Source organism: Delftia sp. CH05, assembly GCF_009827015.1.
Classification (GTDB): Bacteria; Pseudomonadota; Gammaproteobacteria; order Burkholderiales; family Burkholderiaceae_C; genus Comamonas; species Comamonas tsuruhatensis.
In genome coordinates, this window is record NZ_WUMG01000004.1 from 1 (window position 1) to 13,489 (window position 13,489).

The following is a 13,489-nucleotide window of genomic DNA, read 5'->3' on the forward strand; positions in this document are numbered from 1 at the left end:
CCGCAATGCCCCGCCCCCCAGGCGCCGCGGCGCCTGGGGGGCGGGGCATTGCGGGTGCAGGAGGTGGTGGAGGTGCCGCCGCCACGGCGGTGTCGTCGCCGGAGGCATCACGCAGACGCTCGCTGATCAGCGCCTCCAGCGGGTCCACGGCCTTGGCCGGGTACAGGTCGAACACCAGCCGGTGCTTGTAGGCCGCCACCGGCTGCAGGGTGAAGACCTGGGGCTTGGCGGGCTGCTTGAGATCGATCACCAGGCGCACCACGCTGGGCGAGTTCTGGCCCACGCGGATGGATGCGATGTTGGGGTCGTCGGAGCGCACCTTGGCGACCAGCTCACGCAGCGCGGGATTGAGGTCGATGCCTTCGATGTCCACGGCCAGCCGAGGCGGCTGGTCCACGAAGAACTGCTTGGCAGCCAGCGGCCGGTCGGACTCGATGGTCACGCGCGTGTACTCTGGCGCAGGCCAGACGCGCACGGCCACGATGGTGGCGCCGTGCGCAATGTGCTGGCGGCCCAGCAGCAGCACGATGGAGCCCGCCTGCAGCAGGTTGCGGCGCGACAGGCCGGACGGATAGGAGAAGGATTGGGCGTCGCTCATGCCTTGAGTGCTTCGATCACGGCGCGTCCGACGGGCGTGCCGGCGATCAGGCTCACCTGGCGCTGCGTCTCGTCGATTGCTTCGATATGAATAGCTATATCTGCCGCAGGCGTAAGCGCTGCGGCCTTTTCGGGCCATTCTGCCAGCTTGAGACCGGGGCTGGCGAAAATATCGCGAAATCCTGCATCCTCCCACTCGCGCGGATCGTCGAAGCGGTAGAAGTCGAAATGCCAGATGGACAGGCCCGGCGCCTCGTGCGGCTCCACCACGGCATAGGTGGGGCTTTTGATGCGGCCCTGCACGCCCAGTGCGCGCAGCCAGTGCCGCACCAGCGTGGTCTTGCCGGCGCCCAGGTCGCCGTGCAGCGTGACGTAGGCATTGCGCAGCGCCGGATGGTCCGCGAGCTGCTGCGCAAACCGCTGCGTGTCTTCCTCGCTGCCCCACATCCAGCGATGGCCCGCAGTTTCCGCATCCTGCGGCCGGGCGCTTTCTACAATCGAGGGAGTATGTTGTGCAGCAGTCAATTGGTTCCTTTGATGCAAGGCTGGGCCCGCGAACTGGGATTTTCCCAAATTGGCGTGGCTGGCGTGGATTTGTCGTCTGCGGAGCCGGGTTTGATGCAGTGGCTGGCCCAGGGGTTCCATGGCGAGATGGACTATATGCAGGCCCACGGACTGCGCCGCGCGCGGCCTGCCGAGCTGGTGCCAGGCACCGTGAGCGTGATCACGGCCCGCATGGACTACCTGCCGCGCGACACGCCCGCCGACGCGCCCGGCGCCTGGCAGGCCATGGAGTGGGAGAGGCTGCAGCGGCCCGCCGAGGGCATCGTCTCCGTCTATGCCCGGGGCCGTGACTACCACAAGGTGCTGCGCAACCGGCTGCAGAAGCTGGCAGAGCGCATCGCCCAGGAGGTCGGCCCCTTCGGCCACCGCGCCTTCACCGATTCCGCTCCCGTGCTGGAGGCCGAGCTGGCCCGGCGCAGCGGCCAGGGCTGGCGTGGCAAGCACACGCTGGTGCTCAACCGCGAGGCAGGCTCCATGTTCTTCCTGGGCGAGATCTATGTGGACCTGGCGCTGGAGCCCACGGCGCCGGTGACCGCGCACTGCGGCAGCTGCGCGGCCTGCATCACGGCCTGCCCCACGGGCGCCATCGTGGCGCCGCACCGGGTGGATGCGCGGCGCTGCATCTCCTACCTGACCATCGAGCATGCGGGCGCCATTCCCGAGGAGTTGCGGCCGCTGATTGCCAATCGCATCTACGGCTGCGACGACTGCCAGCTGGCCTGCCCCTGGAACAAGTTTGCCCAGCCCAGCCGCCTGCCTGATTTCGATGCGCGCGAGATCCTGGCTGGCGGGCAGCTGGTGCACTTCTTCGCCTGGGACGAGGCGACCTTCCTGCGCCTGACCGAAGGCAGTCCCATCCGGCGCATAGGCCATGCGCGCTGGCTGCGCAACGTGGCCGTGGCGCTGGGAAACGCCTGGCGTGAAACCGGCGATACGGCACTGCGCCTGGCGCTGGCCAGCCGCGCCGAACATCCCGACGCCCTGGTGCGCGAGCATGTGGCCTGGGCACTGTCGCAAAGATCGGATTGAGCTGATAAGCCGGGGCGCTGGTGTGTGAAACAATTGTTGCGCTCAGTCTGAGGGCTCCCCGGCGGCCTGTTGCGGGCCACCGCCCCTGAGGGCGCGGGGTCTGTGTGACTCAACATGGTGTTCGATATGCGCGCAAAGCCTTTCCGTCTGCTGAACGCCGAACCTCTCACCCAGACCGCCGTGGCCGTCTGGGTAGGCCTGTGCTGCGTGCTGCTGGCCACGGTGGCGTACTGGACGGTGCTGGTGGACAGCCATCGCACGCAGCGAAACTTCACCGAAGCCCAGTCCTGGCTGCGCGTGGGGCAGATGTCGCATGCGGTTTCGGTGCAGGTGCAGACCCTGCTGTCCGGCCTGGACTACACCATGCGCGGCCTGGAGTCCGACTTTGCCGATGGCGAGGCCGACGTCTTTCAGCATGCCGTGCAGACCACCTTCGATGCCTATCCGGCCGGCACCTTCCTGCAGATCGCCGTGGCCGACGAGAGCGGGGACATCGTCTACTCCAATCTGCAGCAGGATGCGCAGACCCGGGCCGCCAAGGTCTCGATCCGCGACCGGGAGCATTTCCAGGTCCATGCCAACCGCGAGACCATGGGGATGTTCATCGGCCGGCCCGTGCAGGGGCGCGTCTCCCATAAATGGACCATACAGCTGAGCCGCGCGCTGTACCGCCAGGGGCGCTTCTCGGGCGTGCTGGTGCTGTCGCTGTCGCCCGACTACATCTCGGGGTATTTCCAGTCCATCTTCGATGGCGCCAAGGACGTGATCTTGCTGCTGCGCACCGACGGTGTCTATCTGGCGCGCTCTCAGGGACAGGACGAGGTGATGGGGCGTTCGGTCTCCGATGTGCGCGTGTCACAGTTCGCGCCGGCCATGGAGCGCGGCACCTACGAGGCCGAGTCCTCGGTCGATGGCGTGCTGCGCATGTATGCCTGGAGCAGGGTGGAGGGCTATCCGCTGATCGTCAGCGCAGGGCTGGACAAGAAGGCCATCTTCGAATCGCTGGAGGAATCGCTGGAGCGCGGCCTGCTGCGCAATGGCATAGGCACGGCGGTGCTGCTGCTGGCCGTACTGCTGACGCTGTGGCTGGCGCGCCAGCGCCAGCTCAGCGAGCGCATGCGGCTGCAGGGCGAGCGGCGCTTCGCGCGGCTGGCGCAGGAGGTGCCCGGGGGGCTGTTCCAGTTCCGCATCGGCGCGGATGGCCAGTTCCAGTTTCCCTTCACCAGCCCGGGGTTCTTCGAGCTGCATGGCGCAAGGGCCGACGCCGTGCGTTTCGCCGACCATGAACTGCTCAAGCGCGTGCACCCCGAGGATCTGCCCGCCCTGGCGACCTCGGTGCAGGACAGCGTGGGGCGCAAGGATGTCTGGGAGCACAAATACCGCGTCTACGGGCCTGGAGGCGAGCTGCGCTGGCTGCACGGCCACGCCCGGCCGCAGCAGGAGGAAGACGGCTCGCTGCTGTGGCATGGCTATGTGCACGACGTCACGCAGGACCAGGCCATACAGGAATCCATACGCCACAGCGAGGAGCGCCTGCGCCTGACGGTGGGCGCCGTGCGTGACGGCCTGTGGGAGTGGGACTGCCGCAGCGGCCATGTGGAGTGGGATGCGCGCTGCTACCAGATGCTGGGCTTCGAGCCAGGCCAGTTCCCCATGAACTACGACGCCTTCTGCGCGATGGTCCATCCCTCGGACAGGGCGCGCGTGCTGGCGCGGCTGCAGCGCCATGCCGAGGCCGGTGCCGACTTCCGTGTGGAGATGCGGCTGCGCGGCTCGGCCGACAGCTGGCTGTGGGTGGAGTCGCGCGGCGAGATCACCCAGCGCGATGCCGACGGCAAGCCCGTGCGCATGCTGGGCACGCACACCGACATACAGCAGCGCGTGGAGCAGTCCCGCCTGATCAAGGCCTTGCTGGACCGGGGCAGCGCCCTCATCGTGATGGCCGGTCCCCAGCGCGAAATCCTCTATGCCAACGAGCGCGCGGCGCAGACCTTCCAGATCGAGACGGAGCGGCTGCCCGGTGGCGTGAACCTGCGCTCGCTGCATGTCAGCGACGAGAGTTTCGAACGCTTCGGCCAGCTGTACGGGCAGCTCAACGCACGCGGCACGGTGCGCACGGAATGGATTCTGCGCATGCCGTCGGGCTCGGACCACTGGTTCGACATGCAGGGCTCGCTGCTGGACCCCGACGAGGACGATGGCCGCGTCATCTGGACCATGATCGACACCGATGCGCGCCGGCGCGCCGAGACCGCGCTGGCCGAGACCCAGCACCGGCTGGAGGCCATCATCGACCGCTTTCCCGCAGGCATCCTGGTCACCGACGCGCAGGGCCGCCAGGTGCTGGCGGCCAACCGCATGCTGGCCGCTGCCCTGCAACTGGACATGGCGCCTGCCGCCCTTGTGGGGCTGGGCATGCCGGCGCTGATCCAGCTGCTGCCGGCGTCGGTGGCGGACGTGCTCAGCGCAGGGCCCGTGGCCGGCCGCTCCCTGCATGCGCTGCCCGATGGCCACTATGTGGAGATCGAGGGCATGCAGCTGCGCGACGGCGACCGCTCCATCGGCCATTGCTGGGTCTTCCACGATGCGACGGAGAGGCAGCAGCGCGAATCCCAGCTGGAAACGCTGGCGCTGACCGATGCGCTGACGGGCATTCCCAATCGCCGCGCCTTCCTGGAGCGGCTGGCGATGGAGCTGGACCATCTGCGCAGCGGCCTGGTCGCGCATTCCACGCTGATCATGCTGGACATAGACCACTTCAAGCAGGTGAACGACGGCTACGGCCACGCGGTGGGCGACATCGTGCTCAAGGAACTGCTGGCCTCGGTGGCGCAGGAGATGCGCAGGGAAGACATGGTGGGCCGGCTGGGCGGCGAGGAGTTCGCCGTGCTGCTGTCCGACACCAATGCGGAGGTGGGCCTGCGGCGCGCCGAAAGCCTGCGCGAAGCCATTGCCGGGCAGGCCATCGATGCGGGCAAGGCCGGAGACCTGCACATCACCATCAGCCTGGGCGTGTACGAGCTGCAGCGCAGCGATGCATCGGCCCAGGGCTGCCTGGAGCGGGCCGATGCGGCGCTGTACTACTCCAAGCGCAATGGCCGCAACCAGTCCACGCTGTGGAGCGAGCGGCTGCCAGCCATCGCGCGGTGATCCGGGCCGCTTCGGCGCAACGGCCTAGGAATTCATCCCGGTCGACTGCCGATTTTCAGAATGGTCCAATGGCCTGATGGCGCCGGAATCCCGAAAATCCAGGGTTCATGCTGCCGCGTGGCCCTGTCGTCGGTCCGTCTGCCCGAGTCCCCGGGGCGCGATCGACTTCCCCGCACAGCCCCTCACAAAAACAGGCCGCGCGCTGCGCGCCGGGCGAGGAATGTATGACATACAACCGGTGGTCCACGATGCATGTCGCCCCCCTGGGGCGAGCGCAATTCTGGAGCGATGCCAGCCGTGAGGCGCAGATGCCGCACACGCCCCTGGTGGCGCGGCCCGAGCGCTTCGAGGCCGTGCTCACATCGCGTGGCGTGGGCGCGGTGGTGTTCAACCGCATCCAGATGGCGGCGGGCCACGGCATGCAGCGCCTGCAGGCGGGTTGCCAGCGCGCGAGCCCGGCCAGCCTGCTGTGCCTGCTCTACCTCAAGGGTCGCGCCCGGGTGTCTGCGCTCGATGGGCCGGGCGCGGCGGTTGCGGGCGGCGAGTCGCATGCGCAGCCCGGCCAACTGTTCCTGCTGGACGAGCGGTGCGGCTACCGCATCTGGCAGGACGAAGCCGTGGACCTGCTCGTGCTGGCCGTGCCGCTGGCGCTGATCGATTCGTGCGCAGGCATGGCTTCGCAACTGCTGGCACGCAGCCTGCCTGACTGCGCGTCGTTGCAGCTGCTCGTCCAGCAGATGCAACTGATCCATGCATGGCAGGCTCCCCTGCCCGAGGGCGAGTCCGCGCAGCTGTCCGATCTGGTCATCAACACCTTGAAGACCGTGCTGCAGGCCGGGGCCGAAAGGGCTGCAGCCCGGCCTGACGCGCCCATGCACGTGCTGTTGTGCCGGGTGCGCCAATTGATCGCCCGCCAATATCCGGACCCGGCGCTGGGGCCGGAGCGCGTGGCATCGAGGCTGGGACTTTCCGTGCGCTCGCTGCAATCGCGGCTGTCGCGCGAAGGCACCAGCCTCAGCGCCGAACTCATGGACTATCGACTGGAGCGCGCCCATGCGCTGCTGCGCGCAGCGAAGCCGGGAACGCTGGGCGTCACGGAAATCTCGCAGCGCTGTGGCTTCAACTCGCTCGCGCATTTTTCCCGGCGCTTCAGGGCACGCTACGGCAGCACGCCGCTGGAGCTGCTGCGTGAGGCGGGGGTGGAGGGCATGGGGTCGTCCACCTGGCACGGGGACGGGGCGGGCACCTAGACAGGGCTTGCGGCGCCTCGGTCGGCGTGGCGTGCGCAGATCAGGCTGAGGATTTCGAACAGCATCTGCGCTCCCGCATGGGCGGTGTTGGTGGTGGCGTCGTAGGCGGGCGAGACCTCGACCACGTCACCGCCCACGATGTGGATGCCGGCCAGGCCGCGCACCATGGCCTGGGCTTCGCGCACCGTCAGGCCTCCCACCTCGGGCGTGCCCGTGCCGGGCGCAAAGGCCGGGTCCAGGCAGTCGACGTCGAAGGAGACGTAGACGGGCGCATCGCCCACCACCTCGCGTGCACGGGCAATGACGCCGTCCACGCCCAGGGCGGGAAGGTCCTCTGCGTGGATCACCGTCATGCCCGACTCGTAGGAGAACTCCCAGAGATATTCGGCCGCGCCGCGTATGCCGATCTGTATGGTCCGCGTGGGGTCGAGCACGCCATCCAGCACGGCCTGGCGAAAGGGGCCGCCGTGGTGGAAGCGGCTGCCGTCGAAGGGGCCGCCAGTATCGCAGTGGGCATCGAAGTGGACCAGGGCCAGTGGCCGGTCGCGGCCCAGCGCGCGCAGTATGGGCAGGGTGATGGAGTGGTCTCCGCCCGCAGACAGCGGAATCACGCCGGCCGCATGGATCTTCGCGTAGGCCGACTCTATGTCGCGGTGCGACTGCTCCAGGCTGTAGCGGCTGGACAGCGGCACGTCGCCGATGTCCGCCACGCGCAGCTCGCGCGTGGGCGCGGATCTGAGTACATGGTTGTAGGGGCCCACGCGCTCTATCGCGCGCAGCGCCCTGGGCCCGAAGCGGCAGCCGCTGCGGTTGCTGATGCCCAGGTCCATGGGCACGCCGATCAGCGCGGCCTGCAGTTCGCCGAAGTCCGGGCGGCTCCAGTCCATGGGGTGCATGGGGGCATCTAGCAGCGTGGGAATGCCTGCGTAGGGTGCGCTGCGCGTGCCGCTGGCGTCGATGATGTGAGCGGCCACGGTGCGGAAATGCGGATCGTGGATGACGGACTCGTTGTCTCCGCCGAAGCGCGCACGCAGCGCGGCCAGCCTGTCTGCAGTAAAGAGGGTCATGGGTGTCCCTTGGTTCAGGATTGGATGCCCGACAGGGAGCGCTGCTGCGAGCGCTGCGCCAGGCTGATGAGGATGAAACTGGCCGTGCTCATGGCCAGGCTGGCGTAGATCGGCGTGTTGGCGGCCAATCCGTCGCGGACCATGAAGACCACTGCCGTGGCGCAGCCCAGCAGCATGCTGGCAATGGCGCCGGCCGTGGTGGCGCGGCGCCAGTAGATGGCGCCGATCAGCGGCACCAGCATGCCGCCCACGAGCAGGTTGTAGGCGGTGGTCAGGGCATTGAGCACGTCGTCCACCACCAGGGCGATGCCCAGCACGGCAAGGCCCACCAGCAGCGTCAGCAGCCGGTGCCAGCGCACATCGGCCAGCGGCTTGCCTTGCCGCAGCAGGGGCACGAGGTCTTCGGCCAGCACGGTGGAGCCCGCCAGCATGGCCGCGCTGGCGGTGGACATCATGGCGGCCAGCGCGGCAGCGATCACCAGGCCGCGGACGCCGTCCGGCAGGCTGGCCTGCACGATGGCGGCAAAGGCGTTGTTGGGATTGTCCAGTTCCGGCAGCAGCACCCGCGCCGCCATGCCCACCAGGGCGCCGACCAGCCCGTAGACCACGCAGTACAGGCCGGCGAGGCTGCCCGCCACGGCGGCCACGCGTTCGCTGCGGGCCGTGAACACGCGCTGCCACACGTCCTGGCCGATCATGATTCCGAAGAAATAGATGACGAAGTAGGTGGCGATGGTGTCCCAGCCGATGTATGTGACATCGAAGCTGGACGCAGGCAGCCGTGCAACCAGCTGGTCCCAGCCGCCCACGCGGTACAGGCAGATGGGCAGCAGGATCAGCATCAGGCCCGCGGTCTTGATCACGAACTGCACGATGTCCGTCAGCGTCAGCGACCACATGCCGCCCACGGCCGAGTAGATGACCACGACGCCACCGCCCACCAGGATGGAGATCCACAGAGGCAGGTCGAACAGCACCTGCATCACGGTGCCGATGGCGATCACCGACGTGGCCGCCAGCATCAGCGCATAGGCCAGCATCACCAGTGCGCTGGCCTGCTGGGTGCGGGCGCTGTAGCGCCGCTCCAGCACCTGGGTCACGGTGCAGATGCGCAGCCTGAGCAGGGGCTTGGCCAGGAACAGGTTCAGCACCAGCAGGCCCGCACCCAGAGCCGCGCACAGCCACAAGCCCGAGATGCCGTACACGTAGCCCAGGCGTACCGTGCCCACCGTGCTGGCCCCGCCGATCACCGTGGCAGCCATGGTGCCCATGTACAGGCCCGGCCCGAGGTTGCGGCCCGCCACGAGAAAATCCTCCTGCGTCTTCGCGCGGCGCATGCCGTACCAGCCCAGCAGCAGCATGGCTGCCGCGTAGATCACTACCACCGAGATATCAAGCACCATGGTCTCTCTCCCCTTTTGTTCCGACCCCGTGTGCAGGGTCCTTCTGAAACAGCGGTATTCACGCAAGTGAATGTCACGGACCGCCCCTCTTGTTCTGCGCTGGCGGCGTGCTTCGGTGAACCGAAGCGCGCCGCAACAGCCGTGAATGCTAGACAGCAGCCGGGCTTGCATCCATTTCAAGTTCCATCTACAAACATCGATGAACATCGATCTTTGCCGAGTGAAAACCCCATGCTCCATACCGTTTCAGATCTCGACCTGCGGCTGCTGCGCGTTTTTCTGGCCATCGTCGACGCGGGCGGTGTATCGGCTGCGCAGGCCATTCTTGGCGTGGGGCAGTCCACGCTCAGCAGCCAGCTGTCCACGCTGGAGACACGCCTGGGGTTCAGCCTGTGCGAGCGCGGGCGCGGCGGCTTTCGCCTGACGGCCAAGGGCCGGCGCTTCGTCGACCTGGCCCGCGCTGCGCTGCAGGGCCTGGAAGGATTCAGCGCGCAGGCGCGCAACATGCATAGGCAACTGGTCGGCAGCCTGGCCATCGGCCTGATCGGCAATGCACCCACGGAATACAACGCGTTGATGGGGCGGGCCATACAGCGCTTTCGCCAGCGCGACGAGGCCGTGCGCCTGTCGGTGCTGGTGCGCGGGCCGCGCGAGCTGGAGGAAATGCTGCTGCGCGATGAGCTGCAGGTCGCCGTGGGCTATTTCCTGCACCGCGCCCCGGCGCTGGAATACACGCGGCTGTTCAGCGAAAGGCAGGTGGCCTATTGCAGCGCCAGCCATCCCTTTGCCGCGCGCGCGGGCCGCATCGGCGCGCAGGAGGCGGGCGAAGCCGACTGGACCTGGCGCACCTATCCACTGCCGCAGGCGCCGCTGACGGGGCGCCCGCGCCATGTCACCTCGGAGGCGGACAACATGGAGGCGGCCGCCATCCTCATCCTGTCAGGCGCCCACCTGGGCTACCTGCCCGAGCACTACGCGGCGCCCTATGTGGCTGCCGGCCTGCTGCACGCGCTGGACGAATCCCTCTTCAGCTATGACGTGGACATCACCATGGTGGCCAGGAAGCGCGCACGCCAGGACGACATCACGGCCGCCTTCACGGACGACATGCGTGCCGTGCTGTAGGGGCGCCGCGGCACAGCGGCATCAGAACTGCAGCAGGCTCAGCGCAAACGGCAGGCTGAGCACGCCCAGCAGCGTGGACAGCGTGACCAGCCCCGCCACATACGAGCCGTTGTAGCCCATGCGCGCGGCCAGCACATAGCACGACGATGCGGTGGGCAGGGCCGAGAAGGCCATGAGGATCAGCGCCTGCGCACCGCTGAGGCCAAATGCCCGCACCATGGCATAGGCGATCAGCGGCTGCACCAGATGCCGCACGGCCAGCAGGCACACGGCCAGCAGCTTGCCGGCGGCCAGCGCGCCGAACTGCATGCCGGCGCCGGCCGACATCAGGCCCAGCGCGATGGAGGCTGCGCCTATGCGGGAGACTGACGGCTCGAGCAGCGCGGGCAGCTTCAGCCCCAGCGCGCTGAACACCAGGCCCGACAGCGTGCCCACGATCAGCGGATTGCGCACCAGTTGCCCCAGGAAGTGCTGGTTGCTGCCGCGCGCCATGGGCCAGACGGCCGCGATATTGCACAGCGGCACGCTCACGCCGATCAGCACCGAGATGAACAGCAGGCCCTCAGGCCCCGCCAGCCGGCTGGCCAGCGCCAGGCCGATGAAGGAGTTGAAGCGAAACGCCACCTGCACGGCGCCGGCATGCTCGCGCACATCGATGCGGCCGCGCAGGCCGGGCCACCAGGGCAGGCTGTAGGCCAGGCCGATGCCGACCAGGGCCGCACACACGCCAGCGGCCAGCAAGTGGGAGGTGGCACCCCAGTCCACCGGGCTCTTGACGATGGAGTGGAACAGCAGCACCGGAAACAGCAGGTAGTACACCAGCGCCTCCACCGCCTGCCAGACCGTGCGATTGAGCTGTGTGAAGCGGCACAGCACGTAGCCAAGCACGATGAGCGAAAAATCGGGGAAGAGCAGCACGGCGTAGTTCACGGGGGCTGAGCATAAGCGCAACCCCGCAGTCGCCGCGTCTCCCGAGAAACCATGGCGCGAGGCTAGGGGTAAACACCGGGAAATCAGTGCTGCGACAAACTGTGACAACCGGGCCCCGGGCCTTAGCATCGCTGGGGTCCACACAGCCGATCCGAAAGCGCAGGTCCTGACGACCGTCAAGCGCGCAGCGGGCTCCAGGCCCCACTATGGCTGTTCCGTGGCAGCGTTTGCGAGCCTTCATTTCGCAGACCATCCATCCGCAGGCACGGCCTTGCGGATGTCCATGAAAACCTCTTCGTCAACACGACCCCCAAAAGGAGATCCTGTATGAATCGTCGCAGCTGGATGGGACTGACCCTGGTCCTCGCAAGCACCGGAGCCCTGGCCCAGGCCTACCCCACCAAGCCGATCAAGCTGGTGGTGCCCTTCGCCCCCGGTGGCACGACCGACATCATCGCCCGCGTGATCGCCGAACCCCTGACCAAGGAACTGGGCCAGCCCGTGGTGGTGGACAACCGCGGCGGCGGCGGTGGCGTCATCGGCGCCATGGAAACCGCGCGCTCGCAGCCCGATGGCTACAGCCTGGGCATCGCCACGGTCTCGACCACGGCGACCAACCCCGCGATCAACCCCAAGATCTCGTACAACACGCTGACGGACTTCACGCCCATCATCAACGTGGCGGCCACGCCCAACGTGATTGCGGTGAACCCCAAGTTCCCCGCCAAGGACTACAAGAGCTTCGAGGCCGAACTCAAGAAGTCCCAGGGCAAGTACTCCTATGCGTCCTCGGGCACGGGCGGCATCCAGCACATGCTGATGGAGCTGTACAAGAGCCTGACCAACACCTTCGTCACCCACATCCCCTACCGCGGCGCGGGCCCTGCGCTCAACGACGTGGTGGCGGGCCAGGTGCCCATGGTGCTGGACAACCTGCCCTCGGCCCTGCCGTTCATCAAGGACAACCGCCTGGTGCCCATCGTGGTGGCCGCGCCCCAGCGCCTGGCCGTGCTGCCCAATGTGCCCACCTTCAAGGAAGTGGGCCTGGAGCCGGTGAACCGCATGGCCTACTACGGCATCCTGGGCCCCAAGAACATGCCCAAGGATGTGGTGGACAAGATCAACGCCGCCGTGCGCAAGGTGCTGCAGGACCCGGCCGTGCGCAAGCGCATCGAGGACACGGGCTCCCTGGTCATCGGCAACTCGCCTGAAGAGTTCGCCAAGCAGATCAAGGAAGAGTACGAGACCTACAAGAAGGTGGTTGCCCAGCAAAAACTCACGCTGGAGTAAGCACCGCCCAGAGCGGTTGGATCAGAACCCGAGGCTCCTTGCGGACCTCGGGTTTTTTTCGTTGTAGGCTTGATGGGATGTCCCAAGTGCCTGCCGCTTCCATCGTGTCCCCCTCGGTTGCCGAAGCCGAACCTGCTGCCGATCCTGCATCCTGGCCCGCGCCGCTGCCGGCCAGCCTGGATGCGCTGGACCTGTTCATGGATGCTTTGCTGCTGGAAGACGGGCTGTCGCGCAATACGCTGGCGGCCTACCGCCGCGATCTGACGGCCTGGGGGCGGTGGCTGGCGCACCAGCGGCCGCCGCTGGCGCTGGATGCGGCGGGCGAGCTGGAACTGCAGGGCTATTTCGCGGTGCGCGTGGAGCAGACCAAGGCCAGTTCTTCCAACCGGCGGTTGACGGTGCTGCGCCGCTACTACCACTGGGCGCTGCGCGAGCAGCGCATTGCGGCCGATCCCACGGTGCGCATGCTGGCGGCACGGCAGCCGCCGCGCGTGCCGCATACGCTGACGCAGGCTCAGGTGGAGGCGCTGCTCAAGGCGCCCGATGTCGATACGCCGCTGGGCCTGCGTGACCGCGCCATGCTGGAGCTGATGTACGCCAGCGGCCTGCGCGTGAGCGAGCTGGTGGATCTGCCGATGCATGGCATCGATCTGCGCTCGGGCGTGCTGCGCGTGACCGGCAAGGGGCAAAAGGAAAGACTGGTGCCTTTCGGCCAGGAGGCACATTGGTGGCTGGAGCGCTATCTGGCCACGGCGCGCGGTGCCATCCTGGGCGGGCAGCGCAGCGATGCGGTCTTCGTGACCCAGCGCGGGGCTGCGATGAGCCGCGTGATGTTCTGGGTCATCGTCAAGCGCTGCGCGCAGGTTGCGGGTGTCACGGCACCGCTGTCGCCGCACACGCTGCGCCATGCCTTCGCCACCCACCTGCTCAACCATGGCGCAGACCTGCGCGTGGTGCAGATGCTGCTGGGCCATGCCGATATCTCCACCACCACCATCTACACCCATGTGGCGCGCGAGCGGCTCAAGGCGCTGCACGCTTTGCACCATCCGCGTGGTTGATTGGATGTGGTCGGTTCGCCGGA

11 protein-coding genes are annotated in these 13,489 nt (G+C 67.7%); 6 read left to right on the forward strand and 5 right to left on the reverse strand.

What is annotated here, in order from left to right; genetic code table 11:
- A partial coding sequence (locus GRX31_RS05090) for an AMIN domain-containing protein (RefSeq protein WP_160851762.1) occupies positions 1-598 on the reverse strand: 598 nt, incomplete at its 3' end.
- A complete protein-coding gene (tsaE, locus tag GRX31_RS05095) occupies positions 595-1,122 on the reverse strand; it encodes a tRNA (adenosine(37)-N6)-threonylcarbamoyltransferase complex ATPase subunit type 1 TsaE (protein WP_070080931.1) in 528 nt (175 codons plus the stop codon). The genes tsaE and GRX31_RS05090, both read right to left, overlap by 4 nt.
- A gap of 12 nt (positions 1,123-1,134) precedes the next feature.
- On the opposite strand from tsaE, the gene queG reads away from it, so the two are divergent.
- The 3 genes from queG to GRX31_RS05110 all read left to right on the forward strand — a co-directional run bounded on the left by queG (position 1,135) and on the right by GRX31_RS05110 (position 6,590).
- Positions 1,135-2,190, forward strand: coding sequence for a tRNA epoxyqueuosine(34) reductase QueG (queG, locus tag GRX31_RS05100; RefSeq protein WP_160851764.1), 1,056 nt, complete (start codon positions 1,135-1,137; stop codon positions 2,188-2,190).
- Between the two features lie 114 nt (positions 2,191-2,304).
- The gene (locus tag GRX31_RS05105) at positions 2,305-5,340 is read left to right on the forward strand and encodes a diguanylate cyclase (RefSeq protein ID WP_026062127.1); all 3,036 of its coding nucleotides are present in this window, start codon (positions 2,305-2,307) and stop codon (positions 5,338-5,340) included.
- Positions 5,341-5,564: 224 nt separating this feature from the next.
- Positions 5,565-6,590: a helix-turn-helix transcriptional regulator gene (locus tag GRX31_RS05110; RefSeq protein ID WP_202396492.1), complete on the forward strand. Its 1,026-nt coding sequence runs from the start codon at positions 5,565-5,567 to the stop codon at positions 6,588-6,590.
- Here the strand turns inward: GRX31_RS05110 and speB are convergent.
- Positions 6,587-7,657, reverse strand: coding sequence for an agmatinase (gene speB / locus GRX31_RS05115; RefSeq protein ID WP_160851766.1), 1,071 nt, complete (start codon positions 7,655-7,657; stop codon positions 6,587-6,589). The two genes, GRX31_RS05110 and speB, sit on opposite strands and share 4 nt — an antisense overlap.
- A 14-nt stretch (positions 7,658-7,671) precedes the next feature.
- Positions 7,672-9,060 carry a sodium:solute symporter gene (locus GRX31_RS05120; RefSeq protein WP_016447657.1) on the reverse strand — a complete coding sequence of 463 codons (1,389 nt, stop codon included), beginning with the start codon at positions 9,058-9,060 and terminating at the stop codon, positions 7,672-7,674.
- 231 nt (positions 9,061-9,291) lie between these two features.
- Here GRX31_RS05120 and GRX31_RS05125 point away from each other — a divergent pair, with 231 nt between their 5' ends.
- On the forward strand, positions 9,292-10,185 hold the full coding sequence (locus GRX31_RS05125; RefSeq protein WP_016447656.1) for a LysR family transcriptional regulator: 894 nt from the start codon (positions 9,292-9,294) through the stop codon (positions 10,183-10,185).
- 21 nt (positions 10,186-10,206) lie between these two features.
- On the opposite strand, the gene GRX31_RS05130 is transcribed toward GRX31_RS05125, so the two are convergent.
- The gene (locus GRX31_RS05130; RefSeq protein ID WP_047219406.1) at positions 10,207-11,115 is read right to left on the reverse strand and encodes an AEC family transporter; all 909 of its coding nucleotides are present in this window, start codon (positions 11,113-11,115) and stop codon (positions 10,207-10,209) included.
- A 327-nt stretch (positions 11,116-11,442) separates the two neighbouring features.
- On the opposite strand from GRX31_RS05130, the gene GRX31_RS05135 reads away from it, so the two are divergent.
- The gene (locus GRX31_RS05135; protein ID WP_016447654.1) at positions 11,443-12,405 is read left to right on the forward strand and encodes a tripartite tricarboxylate transporter substrate binding protein BugE; all 963 of its coding nucleotides are present in this window, start codon (positions 11,443-11,445) and stop codon (positions 12,403-12,405) included.
- A gap of 77 nt (positions 12,406-12,482) precedes the next feature.
- Positions 12,483-13,466: a site-specific tyrosine recombinase XerD gene (gene xerD, locus GRX31_RS05140; protein ID WP_061287430.1), complete on the forward strand. Its 984-nt coding sequence runs from the start codon at positions 12,483-12,485 to the stop codon at positions 13,464-13,466.
- The last annotated feature ends 23 nt before the right edge of the window (positions 13,467-13,489 follow it).

Excerpts from the sequence above, each read along its gene's own strand:
- queG (WP_160851764.1), top strand. The coding sequence starts at position 1,135 with ATGCAAGGCTGGGCCCGCGAACTGGGATTTTCCCAAATTGGCGTGGCT.
- GRX31_RS05105 (WP_026062127.1), top strand. The coding sequence starts at position 2,305 with ATGGTGTTCGATATGCGCGCAAAGCCTTTCCGTCTGCTGAACGCCGAA.
- GRX31_RS05110 (WP_202396492.1), top strand. The coding sequence starts at position 5,565 with ATGACATACAACCGGTGGTCCACGATGCATGTCGCCCCCCTGGGGCGA.
- speB (WP_160851766.1), bottom strand. The coding sequence starts at position 7,657 with ATGACCCTCTTTACTGCAGACAGGCTGGCCGCGCTGCGTGCGCGCTTC.
- GRX31_RS05120 (WP_016447657.1), bottom strand. The coding sequence starts at position 9,060 with ATGGTGCTTGATATCTCGGTGGTAGTGATCTACGCGGCAGCCATGCTG.
- GRX31_RS05125 (WP_016447656.1), top strand. The coding sequence starts at position 9,292 with ATGCTCCATACCGTTTCAGATCTCGACCTGCGGCTGCTGCGCGTTTTT.
- GRX31_RS05135 (WP_016447654.1), top strand. The coding sequence starts at position 11,443 with ATGAATCGTCGCAGCTGGATGGGACTGACCCTGGTCCTCGCAAGCACC.
- xerD (WP_061287430.1), top strand. The coding sequence starts at position 12,483 with ATGTCCCAAGTGCCTGCCGCTTCCATCGTGTCCCCCTCGGTTGCCGAA.